This is a genomic window from Kroppenstedtia guangzhouensis, assembly GCF_014637345.1.
Classification (GTDB): Bacteria; Bacillota; Bacilli; order Thermoactinomycetales; family DSM-45169; genus Kroppenstedtia; species Kroppenstedtia guangzhouensis.
The window spans coordinates 21,160-41,806 of record NZ_BMEX01000016.1; the positions used below are offsets into that span (position 1 = coordinate 21,160).

A 20,647-nucleotide genomic window follows, 5' to 3' on the forward strand; every position below is an offset into this window, starting at 1 on the left:
AGAAGGTGTAATCTGTGTGTAACCGGTTACAGGAAAAGTGACCTTCTCTTTTTTTTGATGTGTAATCGGTTACACAGGGAGTGAATCCAGCGTATGACAACGATACGAGATGTGGCCAGGGAAGCAGGGGTTTCCGTGGCGACGGTATCCCGGGTTTTGAATGGAAAAGGGTATGTGAACCTGGAGACAGAGGCCCGGGTACGTCAAGTCATCCGGGAATTGGACTACCGACCCAACCCAGTGGCCCGCAGTCTGACCAGCCGCAAAACGGGAACGATTGCTGTGATCCTGCCGGATATTATGAACCCTTTTTTTTCCGAATTGGCCCGTGCGGTTGAAGACACGGCCAGATCCCGGGGGTTCACGGTGATTATCTGTAATTCCGATGATTTGGATGTCCGGGAGAAATCTTATATCGAAGTGCTTCACCAAAAATATATCGACGGAATCATTTTTGCTTCCAGCACCCTGGGGGAAGAGGAACTGGAGTATATGAACCGGCACAACATCCCGTTGGTGGTGTTGGATCGGGCCCCAGGTCAAGGTGGATGCTCCGTGATCCGTTCCAAAAATGCCGAAGGGGCGAAACTGGCTGTTCAACATCTATCGGATGCAGGATGCCGCAAAATTGCCCATATCGCCGGCCCACAGGAATTGATTACGGCACAGGAGCGGCTAAAAGGCTACCGGGAGATGGTAGAAGATCGCGCCTGGTTTGAAGAATCCCTGATCGTGCCCGGCCATTTCTCCATTGCCGGGGGCAAAGGAGCTGTCCAGGCATTGATGGAGTTCCATCCTGATGTGGACGGGATTTTCGCCGGTAACGACCTGATGGCGGTGGGTGCGCTCAAGGCGTTGCATCGGATGGGAGTGAAGGTGCCGGAGGAGGTGTCCCTGTGCGGCTTTGACGGAGTGGGGGCTGCCGAGTGGACAGAACCGGAATTGACCACGGTTGCCCAGCCGATCTACGAGATGGGAGCCCGAGCCGCTCTGCACCTGATCGATCGGGTCCAGGAGAAAACGGAGCAAGTGGTGGACCTGGAGCTGGATATTCATCTGGTTCAGCGGGATTCGACGAGGAGGCGAAAAGATTGACGGACAAGCAAGCCCGCGTGGCGGTGATCGGAAGTCTGAATATGGACGTCGTGGTTCAGGCTTTGCGGCCGCCACAAATGGGAGAGACTGTGCTGGGGGAGGCGGTTCACTTCATTCCCGGGGGCAAGGGAGCCAATCAGGCGGTGGCCGCAGCCCGGCTGGGAGCTCATACGGAAATGATCGGTTCGGTGGGTTCTGATCCCTTTGGACAGGACCTGCTGGAATCTTTGAAGAAGAGTGGAGTGGAGACGACGGCGGTGAAAACCGTCTCCATCGCTCCCACCGGCGTGGCTTCGATTCTGCTGTCCGGTGGGGACAACCGCATCATCGTTGTTCCGGGGGCCAATGGCCACTGCCTCCCCGAGGATGTGGATGCCGGCAAAGAGCGGATTGCCGGGGTGGATGTGGTTCTGTTGCAGTTGGAGATTCCTCTGGAGACGGTGCTGTCGGCGGCCCGGACAGCCAAGGAGTTGGGAAAAAAGGTAGTGCTGAATCCTGCTCCCGCTCGGGAACTTCCCGGAGAGTTGTATCGGTTGACGGATGTGATCACCCCCAACCGCTCTGAATTGGAGCTCCTCTCTGGTCATTCGATAGGGGAAGAAGACTTGGCGGAAGCCATGCAGGTGTTGTTGGACCAGGGAGTCGGCTGTGTGGTGACCACTCTTGGAGAACAAGGGGCTGCGATCCTGTCCGGGGAAGGATTTCGGCGGGTGGCGGTCCATCCTGTGGATGTGGTGGATACCACCGGTGCGGGAGATGCCTTTAACGCCGGGCTCGCCTGTGCCCTCTCTGAAGAAATGGAGCTCGCGGAAGCCGTCGATTTCGCAGGTCGGGTGGCTGCTCTTGCTGTCACCCGGTTGGGAGCTCAGGACGGCATGCCGACCCGGCGGGAAGTGGAAGCTCTTTATGGAACGGAAAGGAAGGACGACAAGTGAAAAAGACGATGCTGTTAAACAGTCATTTGTCCAGGGTGATCAGCGAGTTGGGCCATACGGATCACATTGTGATTGCCGACGCCGGTCTTCCCATCCCGTCGGAGACGGAGCGGATCGATCTGGCACTTCGTCCCGGCACTCCGGGGTTTTGGGAGACGTTGGAGGCGGTATTGTCGGAGATGACAGTGGAAAAAGCGATTCTGGCCAAGGAGACGGCAGAGGTGAGTCCCTCTCTGCATCAGAAACTGATACAGGCACTTCCGGAGGTGTCCTGGGAGACGATCTCCCATGAGGAACTGAAAAGCTTGACCCGGAAAGCAAAAGCAGTGGTCCGCACCGGAGAGTGCATTCCCTATGCCAATGTGATCCTGCAAGCCGGTGTCCCTTTCTGAAAGAAGGTGAAACCAATGACAAATCCGCTTCTGGAAATGACCCAAATCCAAAAGTCCTTCTCCGGTGTCCAAGTGCTCACTGACGCGGGCTTCTCCCTGGAAAGTGGAGAAGTGCATGCCCTGATGGGGGAAAACGGAGCCGGCAAGTCCACCCTGATGAAAATCCTGGGCGGCATCTACCGGAAAGACGGAGGCAGGGTGAGGGTCTCCGGGGTGGAACGTGAAATTTCCGATCCCCGGGAGGCGACAGGACTGGGGATCGCCATGATCCATCAGGAGCTCAACCTGATTCCCCATCTCTCTGTGATGGAAAACCTCTTTCTCGGCCGGGAGTTCGTCTTTGGGCGAACGGGTTGGATCCGCTGGAACCGAATGAAAGAAGAGGCGAAAAAATGGTTGGAACAGTTGGAGATGGATCTCGATCCCTCAGTGAAAACAGGGGATCTCTCTGTCGGTCAGCAACAGATGGTGGAGATCGCCAAGGCACTGTCCCTGGAGGCCAAGATCCTGGTGCTGGATGAGCCGACGGCGGCGCTGACCAACCGGGAGATCGAGTCCCTGTTCAATGTGATCCGTTCTCTGAAAAAACAGGGGGTGGGGATGATCTACATTTCCCACCGGATGGAAGAAATTTTTGAAATCTGTGACCGGATTACGGTGATGAGGGACGGGGAAACGGTGGGAACCCGGGTCAGCAGCGAGACGGACATGGATGAACTGGTCCGGATGATGGTGGGGCGAAAGATCAAGAACCGTTATCCCCGCAATCCTGTAATGCCTGGAGAAGAAAGGCTGTGCGTCGAGGGATTAACCCGAAAGGGGGAGGTAAAGGATGTCTCCTTTTCCATCCGACAGGGTGAGATCGTCGGGCTGGCCGGGCTGATGGGGGCCGGCCGGACGGAAACGGCGGATCTTCTCTTCGGTGTCAGAAAACCCGACAGTGGAACCATCCGGATCGATGGGCATGAGGTTCGGATTCGGCGCCCGGAAGACGCGATCCGGCATGGGATTGCTTATGTGACGGAAGACCGGAAGCAGGAAGGCTTGGTGCTTCCCCTTTCCCTCCGGGAGAATCTGGCTCTGCCCAACCTCCGCTCCCTTTCAGCCTGGGGGGTGATTCACCGGCAGAAAGAGGCACGGCTGACTGAAGAGACGGTGGAAACCTTATCAGTGAAAACATCGGGTCCCGAGCAGGAGGTCCGAACCCTGAGTGGAGGGAATCAGCAGAAGGTGGTCATCGGCAAATGGTTGGCCACTTCCCCCCGGGTGCTGATTCTGGATGAACCCACCCGGGGGGTGGATATCGGGGCCAAGGAAGAGATCTACCGCCTGATGGATCGTTTGGCCCGGGAAGGGTTGGCGATCCTGCTCATTTCCTCGGATTTGCCGGAAGTGCTGGGGATGAGCGACCGGGTGTTGGTGATGCACGAAGGGCGGATCACCGGCCAATTTGATAAAGATGAGGCGACACAGGAGAATGTGATGAAAGCCGCCTCGGGAGGTGAAGTGTGATGCAAACCCAACTGAAAAGCTCCGGGATGCAAGTGAGTTGGGTGCAGAAAGTCGGTCCTCTCCTGGGTCTGGGGGTGATCGTGGTTGCGCTGTCGCTCATCAGCCGGGACTTTCTGAGCATAACCAATATCTTCAACGTACTGAGGCAGATCTCCATCAATGCCTTGCTGGCCTTCGGGATGACTTTTGTCATTCTGACTGGAGGGATCGATCTTTCCGTCGGCTCTATCCTGGCCCTGTCCGGTGCCTTCAGCGCAGGGATGCTGGCATCGGGAATGGATCCTGTCCTGGCGATCTTGACCGGGGTGGCGGCAGGTACTCTGATGGGAGCGGTCAACGGAGTTTTGGTGACCAAAGGGCGGGTGGCACCGTTTATCGCCACCTTGGCGACGATGACCATCTTCCGGGGATTGACCTTGGTTTACACCGAAGGCCGCCCGATCGCTTATGAGAATGACCTCTTTTCCATGCTGGGCAAGGGATATTTCCTAGAGATTCCAATTCCGGTCATCTGGATGCTGATCTCCTTCTTTATCCTATATTTTGTTCTGAAAAACACCACCTTTGGCCGTCATGTTTATGCAATTGGCGGCAATGAGGAAGCGGCGATGCTCTCCGGAATCCGGACCCACCGGGTGAAGGTGTGGGTGTACGCTATCAGCGGTCTGTTCGCTTCCTTGGCGGGTGTGATTCTGACGGCCCGTCTCAACTCCGCCCAGCCGACAGCGGGGACCAGCTATGAGCTGGATGCCATCGCCGCTGTGGTCATCGGGGGGACGAGCCTGGCCGGGGGCAGGGGCTGGATCGTCGGCACCCTGATCGGTGCGATGATCATCGGGGTGTTGGACAACGGACTCAACCTGCTCAACGTCTCCTCCTTCTACCAACAGGTGGTGAAGGGCGGGGTGATCCTGCTGGCGGTGTTGCTGGATCGATCCAAAAAATCCTGAACCCGGTCATGAGACTTTTGTATAAAAAAAATTTTGAGGAGGAACCCAAGTGAAAAGGATTTGGACTCTGTTGTTGGCCGCGGTGCTGGTCGTCGGCGTGCTGGCCGGCTGCTCCAGTGAATCCACTCTGGAAAAAGAGGAGAAGGCATCGGCAGATGACAAGGTGAAAATCGGCCTGTCCGTCTCCACTCTGAACAACCCCTTCTTCGTCTCCCTGAAGGAAGGGGCGGAGGAAGCTGCCAAAGAATCGGGAGCCGAGCTGATCGTGGCCGATGCCCAGGACGATAACGCCAAACAGCTGAACGATGTGGAGGATCTGATTCAGAAAAACGTGGACATCCTGCTGATCAATCCCACGGACAGCAAAGCCGTCTCCACCGCTGTCGAATCCGCTAACAAAGCGAAAATCCCTGTCATCACCGTCGACCGGGAATCCGAAGGTGGCGAAGTTCTCGCCCATATTGCTTCGGATAACGTGGCCGGCGGGAAGATGGCCGGGGAGTTCATCCTGGAACATCTGAAAAACAAAGGCAATATCGTTGAGTTGGAAGGGATTCCGGGAACCTCCGCCGCCCGCGACCGGGGCAAGGGTTTCCATCAAGCGGTGGATAACCAAAAGGGTATAAAAGTGGTTGCCTCCCAACCGGCCAACTTCAACCGTGACAAAGGGCTGACTGTGATGGAGAACATCCTCCAGAGTAATCCGGAGATCGATGCCGTCTTCGCCCATAACGACGAAATGGCTTTAGGTGCCCTGCAAGCGATCCAGGCCGCCAAAAAAGAGATCGTGGTTGTCGGGTTTGACGCCACCGACGATGCTGTCAAATCGGTTAAAAAAGGTGACCTCGGGGCCACCATCGCCCAGAAACCGGAAGAAATCGGGAAAACCGGAGTGGAAGTGGCGGTCCAAGCCGTCAAAGGCGAAAAAGTGGACAAGTTCCACCCCGTGGAGCTGGAATTGATCAAGAAGTGAATATTGGAAGAATGGAGGGAGTGCCGGTGATGAGCCGGCGCTTTCTCTGTTTTGGGATTTTTATCGGCGAGCTTTTCCACTCGCCCTTCCGGATCATTCCCCCTTTTTATATTGCAGGATGCGCCGATACATCCTTCGGTCTTTCAATTTGCGGAAGTGGGACAGGATGGGGGATCGGTTGGCCTCGATAATCCAGATCTGTCCCTTCCGGTTCACTCCCAGATCCAGCCCGTAGATGCGATGGTCAGGATAGTGTTCGGTCAAACTTTCCGCCGACAACAACGCGATCCGGTTGATTTTGGAACGGATGTAATGGAGGGAGAGGTGTCTCAGGGATGATTTTTGGAGCGCCCGTTTCACTGTCATCAGGCTGCCGTTGCTCCTTTCATTGTTGGTGACAATGTATCCTCTCCCGGCTACCTTGGCCACTGTTCCTGTCACTCGCCATGGATCAAAGCTGCTTTTGCGCTGAACAATCACCCGGATATCAAAGGGACGGCGGCCGATTCGGGCAAGTTGAATCCGTTTCTGGACCATATAGCGTCGGGAGCGTGTCAGCTCCTTCAGTTTGTGATATGTTCTTTTAAACCCCCGGATCGTTTTTTTCTTATTTTCAAGATGGATCTGATAGCGGTTTTTTGTCAAGGGTGTCACCTGGATCACGCCAAAGCCCCGGCTTCCAATCACAGGTTTTAAAATCACCTGCCCGTATTTGGAGATCATTGCCTTCAAAGATTTCATCGTGAGCAGATGTGTTTCCGGCAGGTGGGGTTTCAGTCGGCTGTCTTTTTCCATAAACAGATATCGCAGCCACTTGTCTTTTCTCAGAGGTCGATTCATTTGTCAACCCCCTTTCGGCTGGTATTGGATGCTGTTCAGGTAGCGTTCCAACAGATCGATAAAGACTTGGATCTCTTGATGGGTGATATCCCCGATATTGGCGATTCGGAATGTTTTTAAATCGTCCAGTTTACCGGGATAAATCGTGATATTCCGGCTGTAAAAATAATCATGCATCTGTTTGAAGTCATATCCGGCACAATCCGGTTCCAGGATGGAGGTGATCAGCTTGGAATGATGCGGTTCCGGGACGAGATATTTCAATCCCAGCCGGGTAATTCCGTGGATCAACCATTGCCACGACCATGCGTACCGTTGATATCTCTTTTCCACCCCCTCCCGTTTCAGCTCCACAATCGCCTGATACAGGGCGTACAGGGTTTGAACCGGAGGGGTGAAGCGCAGCTGGCGGGTCTGTTCGAAATACCGGTATTGGTCATAAAGGTGAAGATAGTAATTTCGCTTTTTATGGTGACGCAAACCATCCAATTTGGCCCGATCCGCGATCACAAATGAGACCCCCGGCATCCCTTGCAGGTTTTTGTTGGCACTTGCAGCCAGATAACTGATATTCATCGCTTTCATCTGAATCGGGATGGCGGCGAAGGAACTGACGGCATCCACGATCAGATCGATTCCGTAGTTTTTGCACAATTGCCCCATCGCTCCGATGTCGTTTAACAAGCCGGTGGTCGTCTCATGATGTACGACGGCGAGATGGGAAATCTTGTGGGGGGAGATCTGGATCTGTTTTTCGAGGGCTTTGATGTTGACGGGTTCCACAGGAGGACTGTCAAAGGGAATGAATTGGATTCCATAAGCTTCGGCGATATCACACATGCGTCTGCCATAGGCGCCATTGTTAAGGATAAGCAGAGTGCCTTCATTTACCACTGAACTCAGGATGGACTCGACCGCCGCCGTTCCGGAACCGCCGAACAAGACGGTGGTGTATTCCCGGGGATCAGCCACCAGCCGGGTCAGCTCCGCGGCCACGGTTTCCATCAGGCGGCCGAACTCCGGCTCCCGTGGGCAAATATCGGGAACCACCTGTGCGTCTTTGACGGTGTCTGTCGTGGTGGCGGGGCCCGGAGTCAACAGGATGTTTCGCTTGACCCTCCGCATCGGTTATCCCTCCATTGATCAAGGGAGAGGTCCTTGAGCCATTTCTGCAACCGTTCCTTCACTTCATGGGGTTTGACTTGGGGGCGACCCAGTTGTTTCCGTGATCCTTTGGAAATTTTCATATACAGAAAGGTGAGTCCCCGTCTTTGTCTCCATTCATTCAGGGCTGAAGACAACTTCTGAAGGCTGTCAATGTAAAGCGAGCGGCTGTAACCGCAGGAAGCGGCAATCTCCACAAAATCGACACGAGGGGAGACGGTGCTTTGTCCTCCTGTGGAATCGTGGGCATGGTTATCGAGCAGGAGATGGAGCATATTAGACGGATTGTAATAACCGTTGGTGGCCAAACTTCCCATACGCAAGAGCAAGGCGCCGTCCCCGTCGATCACGACGGTCTCCAGATCTTGTCGGTTCAATGCCAGCCCGAGCCCGAGTGAACCGGCGCATCCCATGGAGCCCACCATGTACAGATGATTGGGAGCATCCTCGATTTCATACAATTCCCTCCCCGTTTTGCCGGTGGTGGCGATCAGGAGAGTTTGCTTCTGTTTCCATGAATGGACCACATGAAGTGCTTCCACCCGGGAAGGCTTTTGATCTGTGGAGGCCGGGGGTTTGATGGGCTTTGCGGGGAAGGGGCGGGAGGCGGTTTGTCTTTGCAGGGGCTCTTCGCTGAACGTTCCTTTCTTTACAACAAAAAAGAAGGAATGGTTCTGAGCAATCCATTGATCGGCTTCGGCCAATTGGTTTTTGGCTTTTTGCAAATCGGTCTGCAAAACCTGCCATTTCACTTGCATCAGATCCAGCATATCGGTGGTGATTCTCCCCATCAGCTCATGCTGGGGTTCATCCCGAAGACCGGGTTCCCCGCGGAGACTGACAAAGCCGAGGACCGGGATTTGAAAGGGGTGGTTCAGGGAGACCAAGGGGGAAACTGCATTGGTCAGCCCGGAATTTTGCATCAGGACCACAGATTTTTTCCCTGTCAGCCGGGCCCCGGATGCGATCGCCACGGCATCCCCTTCATTGGCAGCCCCGACATACTGGCAGTGGTTGATGGCATAGTTGATCAAGCTTTTCAGAAAGGAACACGGGACTCCGCTGTAAAAAGAGAAACCCAGTCTTTGCAGTTCTTCCCCGAATATTTTTGTATCGAGCATGGTCGATCACTTCCCATTCTTTTGAGGAAGATATTTCTTTTCTGCACTCCTCAGCTCTTCTGCCTGTTGGAGGCGAAAGATTTCCTCGATGGGTGTTACCTTGTTTTCCACGTTCACCAGACTTTTTTCACGATGAATTTGTTGTGAAATGGCTTTCATAGCATCGATGGATGCTCTCATATTGTGGTTGGCCCAAATCACGAGCCGGACTCCCAATTCCTTGAATTTATCTGCCGGAGTGGAATAGTATTTGGTCGGTACGATGACCACAGGATGTCTGCCTTCCCACTCTTGCATGAAGGCTTCAATTTCTGTGATGTCTGATCGCTTGCTGTGGATGAGGACAGCATCGGACCCTGCTCTCCGGTAGGCTTCCGCTCTTCGCAAGGCTTCCTTCAGCCCCCAGCCAGCGATCAGGGCTTCCACCCTCGTGACCACCACAAAGTCATCGTCCTGCTGGGTATCTTTCATCGCTTGGATCTTTCCGCAAAACTCTTCCACATCGGCAAGAGGTTGGGCTTCGCCGTTAATGAAGGAGTTGGTCTTCGGGAACAGTTTGTCTTCAATGCAGACACCTGCGATTCGGCGTTGTTCCAACTTTTGGACCAGACGTCTGGCGTTATTGAAGTTTCCGTAACCGGTATCCCCGTCGAGCAGGATGGGGATCGAGGTGGAATCGCTCATAAATTCCAATACATCCAGTACTTGTGTCCAGGAAGCTTCGTTGTTATCCCGGACCCCCAGGCTGGCAGAGATCGTGAGTCCGCTGGCCCAAATCCCTTTAAAACCGGTCTCTTCAACGATTTTTGCAGATATGCCGTTATGAGCTTCCATAATGAAGTCTGGATCCTCTGATTGAATCATTTTTCTTAAAGCTGTTGTTTTCCTCATGGAAGTGACCTCCGCAAAAGTTGGTGGTTAATACAAGGATATTAAAGGGATAGAGAGGGGGTGGCGGCGGATATCCATCGGGGTGCCCATCGGTCTTGTTGTAGATCGATGTTCCTTTGTCCGAAAGTGGGATATCACCTTAATTGTGACCTAGGAAAAGTCCCGACAGGGATTGTCGCCGCGGGCATCCTTGGGTAGGATAAGAGGAAACCCGGTTCGTATCCGGGATGGAAAAGGAGTGTTGCCCGATGGCGCGAGCCACATTTGGTGCGGGATGTTTTTGGGGCGTGGAGGAGTTATTTCGCCAGACGAAGGGTGTCACCTCCACGGCTGTCGGATATATGGGGGGAACCACGGAGAATCCCACGTATGAAGAGGTCTGCACCGACCGAACAGGTCACGCCGAAGTGGTGGATCTGGAGTATGATCCTTCGCAGATCACCTATGAGGAACTGCTCCGGGTGTTTTGGGAGAATCATAACCCGACCACACCGAACCAGCAGGGTCTGGATATCGGTACCCAATACCGTTCTGTGATTTTTTATCATTCACAGGAACAAAGGGAAGCAGCAGAAAAATCCAAACAGGAGCTGGAAGCCTCAGGTAAATGGAAAGATCCTGTGGTGACCCAGATTGTACCGGCGGCCCCCTTTTACCGTGCGGAAGAATATCATCAGCGTTATCTCCAGAAGCGGGGGCAATCTTCCTGTCATTTTTGATCACTTAAAAACCCCGTCTCCCAGAGACGGGGTTTTTATTGGAAACCTATGTGGTTGGCGATTCGTCTTTCCGCTCCTCCCACCATTCCTTCAAAAGATGGATGGCATAATTTTTTGCCTGGCTGAAGGTGACTTGGGCCGGCATCGGTGCTTCATCAGGGTCGACGAGCACATCGAGGATCACCGGCTTCTTGATTTCAAATGCTCGGTGGAGAGCGGTTTTCAGTTGATCCCGGGTCGACCCGGATGCCGATTCCGCCGCAATCTTCCGCGTAGCGGGCAATGGGGTTGGTGAGATCGGTTGCAAACTCGGGATGGCCCATCACTTCCTGCTCAAATTTGATCATGGCAATTTTGAAGTTGTTCAGCACAATCACCACGATGGGCAAGTTGTATTTTACCGCTGTGACAAAATCAGCCATGGTCATGGCAAAGCCTCCATCCCCGACCACGGCGACTACCTGTTTGTCCGGAAAGGCCAGTTTTCCTGCAATGGCGCCGGGCAGTCCGCAACCCAGGGTGGCCAGCCAGCTGGAGATGATGAATTTCTGGTTGCGGACGAGGAAGTTGCGTGCCATCCAGACGGTGATATTTCACACATCACAGGGAAGGACGGCATCATCGGCGAGCACTTCCTGCAAAGCGACCGGAACCGTTTGCGGGCGAAGGGGAGTCCGGTCTTCCTCCCCCTGTGCTTTCATCTCTGCGAGCCAATCTTTCATCTCTTGCTGATGACGGCACAAAAATTCATCCTCCTGTCTCTCGGACAGGCGCTTGTTCAACTGCTGAAGGGTGTAAAGAGCATCTCCCGCCAGTCCGACATCCACCGGGGTGCGCTTTCCGATCTGGGCCGGGTTGGAGTCGATGTGGATCGTTCGGGCATGGTGGGGAAGAAATCCGATAAAAGGAAAGGAGGTACCGATCATCACCAAGGTTTCCGCTTCCCGCATCGCGTAATAGGCGGGTTTGGTGCCCAAAAGTCCCAATCCGCCGAGGCAATACGGATGATCGTCGGGGATCGCCCCTTTTCCTGGGAGAGTCAGCACGATCGGTGCTTTTAATTTTTGGGCGAAGGTGATCAGTTCCTCCCGGGCGCCGTGGGTTCCCCGACCCGCCAGGATCACTGTTTTCCCCGGATTGGACAGTAGGGATGCGGCTTTTTCCAAATCGGACTCCCGGGGGATGACCCGGGAAGAGACAAATATGGAGCTGTTCCTCCGTACGTGGCGTTCCACTTTGAATGCAGGGATGTCATCGGGAATATTCAGATGGGCAACCCCCCCGGTGGGTCATGGCCATCCGGAGGGCCTGGTTGGCGATGACGGGTAGTTGCTCGGCGGACATGGCCCGCTGGTTGTAAACCGCTACATCGTCAAAAAGTCTGTCCAGGTTCACCTCCTGAAAAAAATCCGTACCCATCAGGTCGCTCTCCACCTGTGTTTTCCCGGGGAAGTCGGATTATGTGGCTCCGTGGAAAAAACCGATCCCGTTTCAGGGATCGATTGATCTTTTCAGCATACCGAATCATCGGGCTTGGGATTCTTCATGCCGAAGAGTTTCCGGAGGGGAAGGCCGACGGCGGTTCCGAGCAGGGCCATCCCGATCCAGACCCAGCCATGGAGACTGAAAGAGGCGATGCCGCTGAAGAAAGCACCGATATTGCACCCGTAGGCGAGTCGGGCACCGTAGCCCATCATCAGCCCGCCGATCACTGAAGCAAGAGCGACTCGTCCGCGGACCTTGCGGATGGCATAGGTCCCCGCGGCGGACGCTGCGGTCATGGCACCCAGGATGATGCCGAAATTCATCACACTGGTGGCATCGGCAGTGAGGGGTTTGTTCAAGGCAGCTCCCCTTTCTCCAGACCAATAGGCCCAATGGGTGACGTCCATCCCGATGGACTGGAGGAACTTGGAACCCCACAGGGCAAAGGCGGAGGTGATCCCCCAGGGTTCGCCTTTGATTGTCAGGGTGAGGGCATTCAACACCGCCAACCCAACCGCAGCCACCCACAAAGGCCAGGAGCCCCGAAGCAGTCGCTTCCACCCCTTGGCTGTGGGGATCGGTTTGATCTTCGGCGGGCGTCTCTTCCGGCTGATAAGTATGGTGATCCAGGTGATGGCGGAGAAGAGAACCATCTGTAAAATCCAAGCACCTCCATAGCCGAGGCCGGTGGTTTCCGCCAGGGAGACCGGGGGCAAGGAAGGAACATCTTGGGTCCAGAAACCCCAATGCCAGGCACCCAGCACCGATCCGGAGATAAAGGCGACAAGGGTGATCAGGACGGGAGTGCTTCCGCTGCCCACAGCGAACAAGGTCCCCGAAGCGCATCCCCCACCCAACTGCATTCCGATTCCAAACAGAAAGGCTCCCACGAAGAGGCTGACACCGAGGGGGGAGACAGAAGGTTGGGGGTGGACCCCAAAGAGGCCGAATCCGGAGGAGAAGATCCAAGCAAACAAAGTGGAGGAGACCGCCAGCATCAGCATATGAGCGCGCAGGCCGGCTCCCTGTCCGACGGAGAGAAGCTGACGGAAAGCCGAGGTGAATCCGAACCGGGCATGATACAAAGTGTATCCCAGCAACAGGCCGATGGTGAACAGGAGGCACTGTTTCAGCCCCTGATTCCCGTGGATGCCCATACCCAACCCGCCGATGGCAGCCACAGCGATGGCCAGGACTCCGAATCGGGGGGCAGGAAGGGCAGGTGCGGCGTAGGACAGCGATCCCTTGTTACCCAAGGGTTGAGCAGGAGTTTGAATGGACAAAAGAATCATACCACCTTATCCGATTTATTTAGTTGGTTTTATGAGTGATATATTACAATAGGCGGGTGTAAATGTAAACATGCAGACAGCCCTTCCGGAAAAACATTGCAGGTTTGCCCAGTGACAATCAAAGATATGTCTGAGGTCAAGATGGCTGTCGTGGATCAAGGGTGATGACCGGAGGGACATTGACTGTCCGAGTCCCTCTGAGTAATCCCGGACCGACAAGCCTCAGCAGAATCCGAGCTTCAATTCCGGGGATGAAAAATTGCGGGTACGCCGAGGATAAGTGTATATGGGATTTCCCCGGTCCTTTGACAACCATATAATAATATGCTTATATATTGAGTGAGGTGGTGGTCATGAATTTTGACCGGTTGGCAGATTGCCATAAAGCCCTGGGGGACAAAACCCGCCTTCGAATCCTCGCTCTCCTGAGGGAAGAGGATTTGTGCGTCGGGGAATTGGTGGAGATTCTGAAGATCACCCAACCGGCGGTCTCCCAGCATGTCCGAAAGTTGAGGAACGCCGGGTTGGTCAAGGAACGGCGGCAGGGTCAGTGGGTCTACTACTCCCTGAACGGGGAGGATTATCCATACTTTCCTTCATTACTCCGCTCTCTTCCCGACCAGAGTCGCGAGATCGAACGCTTGAAAGAGGAAGGAAAGAAGGGGATTTGTACCTGAGGGGAACATGCCGCCTCATAGTATCTTTTGCAGATCTGTGAAAAAACGTTTGGAGGTTCGGACACATGCACAAAGTGATTATTCTCGGAACCGGACCGGCGGGTTTGACCGCCGCAATTTATCTGGCACGGGCCAATATGAACCCGTTGGTGATTGAAGGTCAGGAACCAGGAGGCCAGCTGACCACCACTACTGATGTGGAAAACTTCCCCGGTTTCCCTGAAGGGATTCTCGGACCGGAATTAATGGATAACATGCGGAAACAGGCGGAGCGTTTCGGTGCCCAATTTAAGCGGGGCTGGGTGACCGATGCGGATCTCTCCCATCGACCCTTCAAGCTGACAGTGGAAGGGGAAGGAGAGCTGACCTGTGAAGCTTTGGTGCTTTCCACCGGAGCCTCCGCCAAGCTGCTGGGAATCCCTGGGGAGAAGGAAAACATGGGTCAAGGGGTCAGTACCTGCGCCACCTGTGACGGTTTCTTCTATCGGGGCAAAAAGATCATTGTTGTCGGTGGCGGTGACTCCGCCATGGAGGAGGCCAACTTTCTGACCAAGTTCGCCTCCGAGGTGACCGTTGTGCACCGACGGGAAGAGCTCAGGGCTTCCAAGATTATGCAAGACCGGGCCCGGGCCAACGAAAAGATCAAATGGGCCCTCAACCGGGTTCCGGTGGAAGTGGTGACCAAAGAAGAAGGCAGTGTCAAAGGGCTGAAGGTCCAAAACAAAGAAACCGGCAAAGAGGAGATCCTCGAAGCTGACGGCATCTTTGTCGCCATCGGCCACCGTCCCAACACCGATTTTCTCAAAGGTCAGCTGAACATGGACGAACTGGGTTACATCCAGGTGACTCCAGGCACCACCCGGACCAACATCGAGGGTGTTTTCGCCTGCGGTGATGTCCAGGACCGGGAATACCGCCAGGCGATCACGGCGGCGGGCACCGGTTGCATGGCGGCTATAGACTGCGAGAAATACCTGGAGGGAGCGGCTGCGGTCGACTGGTCCAAGTCCCTTTGAGTACAAGAAAAACCGGCGGATGTAGCCCGCCGGTTTTTTTCTCCGTTGTGTCCGAGAGACCGGGCGTTTTCTTTTTATCGCATCAGTATAGGGGTCCAAACAGGGAACCGTCAGAGATCATAATCTGAAAACAGGATGTGGAGAAAGGAGGGGTTTCTGTGTTGGCCCGTTTGTCACAAATGCTGAAAAAACCCTGGGTAAAAAAGATCATGGGCTACTGGAATAAGATAAGAACAATCTATGGAAAAATCGTTCCCATTTTTAATATGTTGAAGCCCTTGATGAGTATGGGCAGACAGCAGCCCCGATTTTATTGATCGAGTCCCTCAGGGGACTTTTTTTGTGTTCAGTTCTACCATGGATTTGTCTGAGATGCCCAATTCTTTTGCGATGGATTGATACCCCTTTTGTCAAATCCACTGGTTTAAAAAGAGTCCCACAGCCAGCAGAAGTCCGAACAGGGTGTTCACCTGGGCGGTGGACTTCATGGCCGGGGCCATTTCCGTATTGGTGGTTTTTCCTTGGAATCCACGGACTGCTTGGATGGATTTGGGTATACTCAGAAACACCAACAAGATCCAGGGGGTAACCTTCCCGGCCAGGACGAGAATGATGACCCACAGGTAAGAGACGATAAACATCCCGGCGAGAAAGCGGACGGCTCCCTTGTGTCCCAAGAGGATAGCCAAGGTTTTGCGTCCGTTTTTTTCGTCTCCTTCCCGGTCGCGGATATTGTTGGCCATCAGGATCGCCCCGACCAGGATGGCGATGGGGATGGAGACAAGCAGGCTGTCCGGAGTGAGGGTGCCGGTCTGGATGAAAAATGCGATCAGAATGATTCCCATCCCCATAAACAACCCCGCTGCCAACTCACCCAGCGGGGTATAAGCGATGGGGAAAGGTCCTCCGGTGTAGAAGTAACCCGCCGCGATGCAGACGGAGCCGATCAACGCCAACCACCAGCTGCTTTCCATGCAGATATAGATTCCCAGCAAAACGGAGACTCCGCAGAAGGTGACGGCGATTCTCATCACTGTTCCCGGAGAGATGCCATGGCGCACGATGGCACCGCCGATGCCCACGGAACGTTCATTGTCCAATCCCCGCTTGTAATCGTAGTATTCGTTGAACATATTGGTTGCCGCCTGGATCAGGATGGAGGCGGTCAACATGGCCAGAAACAATGGAATGTCAATCCGGGTTAGCGGCATCGCCAGTGTCGTCCCGATCAGGACAGGCACAAAGGATGCGGTCAGGGTGTGGGGACGCAACAATTGCCACCATACCCGCCAGCCTTTTTCGGCGGTCGGTCCGGTTGTGGATGATTGCATCAGTTTCTCTCCTTCCTTTCGCCCCCATTATACCCCGAAACATTGGCTGACTCCAGTACAGCCGGAGGACACAGTCGGTAGAAAAGAGCGGGGATTTTGGGTATACTGGATTTGGTTTGATGATAGAGTAAGGGCCGGAAATGGTCATAGACCAAAGCGAATCCACAGGGAGATCGGATTCGCCGAAACGCCGTCGGGAGGGTGGTTTCCGACGGTATGGATGGGGGGGAAGGACCGTGACGACCATGAGAGAATTACGCAACCTTGCCGGGTTGAAGGAAGGGGCGGCCCGGGCCCGGAGGGAACAGAGAAGGGTGCTGGTCAGCCGGACCCGGTTGGTGAACAGCGTGGATCCCCTCTCTTTTTTTGCGTCCGCAACCGAATACCGGGGAACGCGGAACTTTTGGTCTGATCCTGACCGGGCGGTCACCTTGGTCGGAGTGGGTGTCGCCTGGGAGTTGGAGATAAATACCGGAGAGGACCCTTATTTGAAAACGGGGCAGGAGTGGGGTCGCCTTCTGCAAGGTGCGATCCGGGTTCCGCAGGAGTCACCGACGGGTACGGGGCCGCTCCTTTTGGGCGGTTTTTCCTTTGATCCGCTCGCTGGAAAGACCCCGCTCTGGGAGGGTTTTTCCGATGCTTCCTTCATCCTGCCGCAATTTTTGTTGACAGTGACAGGGAGAGAGTGTTGGCTGACGGTCAACGCCCTGATCCGGCCAGGGGAGGATGTGGAACAGACGGCGAAGAGGTTGACGGATAAGGAGGATGCGCTTCTGGGGGAAGTTGCAGACTTTCATCTCTCTCCCCCGGACCGTGCTTCATTCGAAATGTTTGAGGTGGAGCCGGATCGCTGGAAAAAAACCGTGGCCGCCGCGGCCCGGGAAATCCGGGAAGGGGTTATTGAAAAGGTGGTGTTGGCCCGGCAACTTCGGTTGCAGTCGGACAAATCTTTCTCTCCGGAAGCGAGTTTGTACCGGTTGCGAGAGAGACAACCCCACAGTTTCCTGTTTGCGGTGGAACGCGGGGAGGTCTGCTTTCTGGGTGCTTCTCCCGAACGTCTCGTGAAAAGGGAGGGAGAGCGGTTATATTCCACTTGCCTGGCGGGAACCACCCGGCGGGGGGAAGATCCGGAGGAAGATCAGAAATTGGGGGAAGCTTTGCTGTCTGATCCGAAAAACAGAGGTGAGCACGCAGTAGTGGTTCATATGATCGGCGAAGTTTTTCAACGGGGTTGTTCCCAGGTGCGGACACCAGATTCCCCCAGTCTGTACCGAGTACGGGATGTACAACATTTGTTCACCCCTGTGGAGGGAACACCGCTGCCGGAGACCACGTTGCTGTCGATGGTGCAACAGCTGCACCCCACCCCGGCTCTGGGCGGATTTCCCCAGAAGGAGGCGGTGGCCCGGATTCGGGAGACGGAAGGGATGGACCGGGGCTGGTATTCGGCGCCGGTGGGTTGGCTGGACTATCGGGGGGACGGAGAGTTTGCCTGCGCAATCCGGTCCGGCCTGATTCGGGGGAGGGAAGCCTCTCTCTTTGCCGGTTGCGGGATTGTGGGAGATTCTGAACCCAACAGCGAATACGAAGAGACGAAGCTGAAGTTCAAACCGATGCTGTCGGCGTTGGGAGGCGATAGCTGGTGAGTCATATGGAAGACCTGACGGCGACTGTAGGTGCCTTTGTGGACGAGCTGGTCCTGAGTGGACTCCGACACGCGGTGATCAGTCCCGGCTCCCGATCCACGCCGCTGGCACTGGCAATGGCCGCCCATCCCAATCTGAAGAATTGGCTGCTGGTGGATGAGCGCTCCGCCGGCTTTTTTGCCTTGGGATTGGGCAAGGCTTTGGGAGAGCCGGCAGCGTTGTTGTGCACCTCGGGAACTGCGGCGGCCAATTATTTTCCTGCGGTGGCGGAGGCGAAACTAGCCAGAGTTCCGCTGGTGGTGCTGACCGCGGATCGTCCCCACGAACTTCGGGATGTAGGCGCGCCCCAAGCGATGGATCAGATTGGAATGTTCGGTACCCATGTCAAATGGTTTATGGAAATGGCGTTACCGGAAAGCTCGGAGCCGATGCTGCGGTATGTGCGGACCACGGCCGGTCGGGCGGTGGCCACAGCCAGGACGGGTCCGATGGGACCGGTTCATCTCAATCTCCCGTTCCGGGAGCCCTTGGTTCCAGATCTCTCCTTCCCCTCCATCTGGCTGGGGGGGAGAAGGGGAGAGGGCTCCTCCCCTTACGTCCGGGTGGTTTCAGGAGAACAGGACCCGTCCGGTGGGGAACTGGACAGATGGGCCCAAATGCTTTCCCAGTGGGAGCGAGGTCTGATCGTGGTCGGTCCTCAGGAAGAATCGGAGTTGGGATCCGCAGTGCACCAGCTGGCGGAATCCCTCAGTTTTCCCGTTTTGGCGGATCCCCTCTCCCGTCTTCGAAACGGTTCCCATACCAAGGAGTGGATTCTGGAGGGGTATGATGCTTTCCTGCGGGAAGGGGAAGCGGTGGAAAAATTGGCCCCCGAGGTGGTGATCCGCTTCGGGGCGATGCCCGTTTCCAAGGCCCTCCTCCTGTTTCTGAAACAGCATCCGCATACCCGACAGATCGTGGTCGACCCGGACGGGGGATGGCGGGAGCCATCCCTGCTGGCCGCGGAGATGGTCTATACTGACCCGATCCGCTTCTGTCAAGGGCTGACTGAGCGGATCCTACCCCGGAGAGAATCTTCCTGGGCGCAACTCTGGAAGGGACTCAATCAGGTGACGACAGCCCAGTTGGCGGCAGCGGGCAGGGTGGATGCCCCCTTTGAGGGACGGGTGTTCCTGGAGCTGGCGGAGCTGTTGCCGGAGGAAGGGATCCTCTTTGCCGGGAATAGCATGCCTGTCCGGGACTTGGATTCTTTCCTGATGAAGAGTGACCGGCGCTTGCTCCCGATGGCTAACCGGGGAGCCAATGGGATTGACGGAGTGATCTCCACTGCTCTGGGCGCAGCGGCGGCGGGCTTCCATGTGACATTGGTGTTGGGGGATCTTTCGTTTTTTCACGACCTCAACGGTCTTCTCGCCGCCAAGCTTCATGCTTTGAACACCACCATCGTGTTGATCAATAATGACGGGGGTGGCATCTTCTCCTTTCTCCCTCAAGCTTCCCAAACGGAGCCCACCACCTTTGAGACGCTGTTCGGCACGCCTCTTGGTCTGGATTATGGGCATGCGGTGCGGATGTACGGGGGGCATTTGGATCGCCCCACTTCCTGGGAGGAGTTTCGGAAGAATTATGTGGCCAGCTTGGAACGGCCGGGACTGAATGTGATCGAAGTTCGGACAGATCGTCGGGAAAACGTAAACCTGCACCGCGGAATCTGGAAACAGATCGGGGAAGTGGTGCGAAGGCGGCTGAGGGAGGCGGAAGGCTGATGCACTTTCATGTCAACGGTGTCTCTTATCGGGTCGAGTCGGAGGGACAGGGCCCGGCCCTTCTCCTGTTGCACGGCTTCACAGGTTCCAGGGTCACCTGGGAGCCGTATCTCAGCAACTGGACGCGACAATTCCAGGTGGTGCGGGTGGATGTCATCGGCCATGGGGAGAGCGATGCACCAGCGGATCCGGCCCGATACACCATGGATCGGGCCACCGCGGATCTGGCAGAGATCCTGGACCGGTTGCAAATCTCCCATGCCCATGTCCTCGGGTATTCCATGGGGGGACGTCTCGCTCTCTCCTTCGCCGAGTGGTATCCCGATCGGGTGAACACTCTCTTGTTGGAAAGCAGCTCCCCCGGGTTGAAAACAGATGCGGAGCGACGGGCTCGCCGCGAGCAGGATGAAGCTCTGGCGGACCGGATCGAAAGGGAAGGGTTGGAATCATTTATTTGGTATTGGGAAAGTATTCCTCTGTTTGCCAGTCAGGCGAACCTGCCGGAAAAAGTGCGACAGGCCTTGCGGAAAGAGCGGCTGTCCCAACGGGCCCAAGGGTTGGCCAACAGCCTTCGCGGGATGGGAACCGGCGCACAGCCTTCTTGGTGGGGGCATCTTGGGAAGATCCCATGCCCTGTGCTGTTGATCACCGGGGAATTGGATGGGAAGTTTTGTCGGATTGCGAAGGAGATGAATGGACAATTTGCCCAGTGCCAATGGCGGGTTGTGCCCGGAGCCGGACATGCGGTTCACCTGGAAGTGCCCCGACTTTTTGATACAATAGTGATGGAATTTCTTTTGGATCAGGAAATCCCTTAAGGGCATTGTGAAAAAGTCATCACA

General features: G+C 55.4%; 19 protein-coding genes and 1 pseudogene. 13 read left to right on the forward strand and 7 right to left on the reverse strand.

Annotated elements, in window-relative coordinates:
* Positions 1-93: 93 nt before the first annotated feature.
* The 6 genes from IEV46_RS14715 to rbsB are packed head-to-tail and all read left to right on the forward strand — an operon-like array spanning position 94 to position 5,857.
* The gene (locus IEV46_RS14715) at positions 94-1,095 is read left to right on the forward strand and encodes a LacI family DNA-binding transcriptional regulator (RefSeq protein WP_188433306.1); all 1,002 of its coding nucleotides are present in this window, start codon (positions 94-96) and stop codon (positions 1,093-1,095) included.
* Positions 1,092-2,030 carry a ribokinase gene (gene rbsK / locus IEV46_RS14720; protein WP_188433307.1) on the forward strand — a complete coding sequence of 313 codons (939 nt, stop codon included), beginning with the start codon at positions 1,092-1,094 and terminating at the stop codon, positions 2,028-2,030. The genes IEV46_RS14715 and rbsK overlap by 4 nt, the downstream gene beginning before the upstream one ends.
* Entirely contained in the window at positions 2,027-2,422 is a 396-nt protein-coding gene (gene rbsD / locus IEV46_RS14725) for a D-ribose pyranase (protein WP_188433308.1), read from the forward strand. Before rbsK ends, rbsD begins: the two co-directional genes overlap by 4 nt.
* Before the next feature lie 15 nt (positions 2,423-2,437).
* Positions 2,438-3,934, forward strand: coding sequence for a sugar ABC transporter ATP-binding protein (locus IEV46_RS14730; RefSeq protein WP_188433309.1), 1,497 nt, complete (start codon positions 2,438-2,440; stop codon positions 3,932-3,934).
* Positions 3,934-4,884, forward strand: coding sequence for an ABC transporter permease (locus IEV46_RS14735; protein WP_188433310.1), 951 nt, complete (start codon positions 3,934-3,936; stop codon positions 4,882-4,884). The genes IEV46_RS14730 and IEV46_RS14735 overlap by 1 nt, the downstream gene beginning before the upstream one ends.
* Before the next feature lie 49 nt (positions 4,885-4,933).
* Positions 4,934-5,857, forward strand: coding sequence for a ribose ABC transporter substrate-binding protein RbsB (rbsB, locus tag IEV46_RS14740; RefSeq protein WP_188433311.1), 924 nt, complete (start codon positions 4,934-4,936; stop codon positions 5,855-5,857).
* A gap of 93 nt (positions 5,858-5,950) precedes the next feature.
* Here the strand turns inward: rbsB and IEV46_RS14745 are convergent, their stop codons facing one another.
* From IEV46_RS14745 to aepX, 4 genes are read right to left on the reverse strand one after another with little or no spacing between them, the layout of a single operon-like run.
* Positions 5,951-6,697: a YheC/YheD family protein gene (locus tag IEV46_RS14745; protein ID WP_188433312.1), complete on the reverse strand. Its 747-nt coding sequence runs from the start codon at positions 6,695-6,697 to the stop codon at positions 5,951-5,953.
* 3 nt (positions 6,698-6,700) lie between these two features.
* Complete coding sequence (locus tag IEV46_RS14750) at positions 6,701-7,822, reverse strand: 2-aminoethylphosphonate aminotransferase (RefSeq protein WP_188433313.1); 1,122 nt, start codon at positions 7,820-7,822, stop codon at positions 6,701-6,703.
* On the reverse strand, positions 7,792-8,982 hold the full coding sequence (gene aepY, locus IEV46_RS14755; protein WP_188433314.1) for a phosphonopyruvate decarboxylase: 1,191 nt from the start codon (positions 8,980-8,982) through the stop codon (positions 7,792-7,794). The genes IEV46_RS14750 and aepY overlap by 31 nt, the downstream gene beginning before the upstream one ends.
* 6 nt (positions 8,983-8,988) lie before the next feature.
* Complete coding sequence (gene aepX, locus IEV46_RS14760; protein ID WP_188433315.1) at positions 8,989-9,873, reverse strand: phosphoenolpyruvate mutase; 885 nt, start codon at positions 9,871-9,873, stop codon at positions 8,989-8,991.
* Positions 9,874-10,121: 248 nt separating this feature from the next.
* Between aepX and msrA the strand changes: the two genes are divergently transcribed.
* Complete coding sequence (msrA, locus tag IEV46_RS14765; protein ID WP_188433316.1) at positions 10,122-10,592, forward strand: peptide-methionine (S)-S-oxide reductase MsrA; 471 nt, start codon at positions 10,122-10,124, stop codon at positions 10,590-10,592.
* 46 nt (positions 10,593-10,638) lie between these two features.
* Here the strand turns inward: msrA and IEV46_RS14770 are convergent.
* Positions 10,639-12,029 (reverse strand): annotated as a pseudogene (locus IEV46_RS14770) (thiamine pyrophosphate-dependent enzyme); the annotation flags it as partial.
* 74 nt (positions 12,030-12,103) lie between these two features.
* Positions 12,104-13,369 (reverse strand): YeeE/YedE family protein, encoded by a 1,266-nt coding sequence (locus IEV46_RS14775; RefSeq protein WP_188433317.1) that lies wholly within the window; start codon positions 13,367-13,369, stop codon positions 12,104-12,106.
* Between the two features lie 353 nt (positions 13,370-13,722).
* Between IEV46_RS14775 and IEV46_RS14780 the strand changes: the two genes are divergently transcribed.
* From IEV46_RS14780 to IEV46_RS14790, 3 genes are all read left to right on the forward strand, one after another.
* Positions 13,723-14,046, forward strand: coding sequence for an ArsR/SmtB family transcription factor (locus IEV46_RS14780; RefSeq protein ID WP_188433318.1), 324 nt, complete (start codon positions 13,723-13,725; stop codon positions 14,044-14,046).
* A 65-nt stretch (positions 14,047-14,111) separates the two neighbouring features.
* Positions 14,112-15,062: a thioredoxin-disulfide reductase gene (trxB, locus tag IEV46_RS14785; protein ID WP_188433319.1), complete on the forward strand. Its 951-nt coding sequence runs from the start codon at positions 14,112-14,114 to the stop codon at positions 15,060-15,062.
* Positions 15,063-15,220: 158 nt separating this feature from the next.
* On the forward strand, positions 15,221-15,379 hold the full coding sequence (locus IEV46_RS14790) for a hypothetical protein (protein ID WP_188433320.1): 159 nt from the start codon (positions 15,221-15,223) through the stop codon (positions 15,377-15,379).
* A gap of 93 nt (positions 15,380-15,472) precedes the next feature.
* Here IEV46_RS14790 and IEV46_RS14795 read toward each other — a convergent pair whose 3' ends face one another.
* The gene (locus tag IEV46_RS14795) at positions 15,473-16,393 is read right to left on the reverse strand and encodes a 1,4-dihydroxy-2-naphthoate polyprenyltransferase (protein WP_188433321.1); all 921 of its coding nucleotides are present in this window, start codon (positions 16,391-16,393) and stop codon (positions 15,473-15,475) included.
* A gap of 245 nt (positions 16,394-16,638) precedes the next feature.
* Here IEV46_RS14795 and IEV46_RS14800 point away from each other — a divergent pair, with 245 nt between their 5' ends.
* Genes IEV46_RS14800 through menH form a run of 3 tightly spaced genes read left to right on the forward strand, consistent with a single transcriptional unit; the run spans position 16,639 to position 20,623 of the window.
* A complete protein-coding gene (locus IEV46_RS14800; protein ID WP_229736153.1) occupies positions 16,639-18,039 on the forward strand; it encodes an isochorismate synthase in 1,401 nt (466 codons plus the stop codon).
* Positions 18,036-19,805, forward strand: coding sequence for a 2-succinyl-5-enolpyruvyl-6-hydroxy-3-cyclohexene-1-carboxylic-acid synthase (gene menD / locus IEV46_RS14805; RefSeq protein ID WP_188433323.1), 1,770 nt, complete (start codon positions 18,036-18,038; stop codon positions 19,803-19,805). The genes IEV46_RS14800 and menD overlap by 4 nt, the downstream gene beginning before the upstream one ends.
* On the forward strand, positions 19,805-20,623 hold the full coding sequence (gene menH, locus IEV46_RS14810) for a 2-succinyl-6-hydroxy-2,4-cyclohexadiene-1-carboxylate synthase (RefSeq protein WP_188433324.1): 819 nt from the start codon (positions 19,805-19,807) through the stop codon (positions 20,621-20,623). Before menD ends, menH begins: the two co-directional genes overlap by 1 nt.
* Positions 20,624-20,647 lie beyond the last annotated feature (24 nt).

What these genes read in the sequence shown, in the direction of transcription:
- IEV46_RS14715 (WP_188433306.1), top strand. Translation starts at nt 94, where the DNA reads ATGACAACGATACGAGATGTGGCCAGGGAAGCAGGGGTTTCCGTGGCG.
- IEV46_RS14730 (WP_188433309.1), top strand. Translation starts at nt 2,438, where the DNA reads ATGACAAATCCGCTTCTGGAAATGACCCAAATCCAAAAGTCCTTCTCC.
- IEV46_RS14735 (WP_188433310.1), top strand. Translation starts at nt 3,934, where the DNA reads ATGCAAACCCAACTGAAAAGCTCCGGGATGCAAGTGAGTTGGGTGCAG.
- IEV46_RS14745 (WP_188433312.1), bottom strand. Translation starts at nt 6,697, where the DNA reads ATGAATCGACCTCTGAGAAAAGACAAGTGGCTGCGATATCTGTTTATG.
- IEV46_RS14750 (WP_188433313.1), bottom strand. Translation starts at nt 7,822, where the DNA reads ATGCGGAGGGTCAAGCGAAACATCCTGTTGACTCCGGGCCCCGCCACC.
- aepY (WP_188433314.1), bottom strand. Translation starts at nt 8,982, where the DNA reads ATGCTCGATACAAAAATATTCGGGGAAGAACTGCAAAGACTGGGTTTC.
- aepX (WP_188433315.1), bottom strand. Translation starts at nt 9,873, where the DNA reads ATGAGGAAAACAACAGCTTTAAGAAAAATGATTCAATCAGAGGATCCA.
- msrA (WP_188433316.1), top strand. Translation starts at nt 10,122, where the DNA reads ATGGCGCGAGCCACATTTGGTGCGGGATGTTTTTGGGGCGTGGAGGAG.
- IEV46_RS14775 (WP_188433317.1), bottom strand. Translation starts at nt 13,369, where the DNA reads ATGATTCTTTTGTCCATTCAAACTCCTGCTCAACCCTTGGGTAACAAG.
- IEV46_RS14780 (WP_188433318.1), top strand. Translation starts at nt 13,723, where the DNA reads ATGAATTTTGACCGGTTGGCAGATTGCCATAAAGCCCTGGGGGACAAA.
- trxB (WP_188433319.1), top strand. Translation starts at nt 14,112, where the DNA reads ATGCACAAAGTGATTATTCTCGGAACCGGACCGGCGGGTTTGACCGCC.
- IEV46_RS14795 (WP_188433321.1), bottom strand. Translation starts at nt 16,393, where the DNA reads ATGCAATCATCCACAACCGGACCGACCGCCGAAAAAGGCTGGCGGGTA.
- IEV46_RS14800 (WP_229736153.1), top strand. Translation starts at nt 16,639, where the DNA reads ATGAGAGAATTACGCAACCTTGCCGGGTTGAAGGAAGGGGCGGCCCGG.
- menH (WP_188433324.1), top strand. Translation starts at nt 19,805, where the DNA reads ATGCACTTTCATGTCAACGGTGTCTCTTATCGGGTCGAGTCGGAGGGA.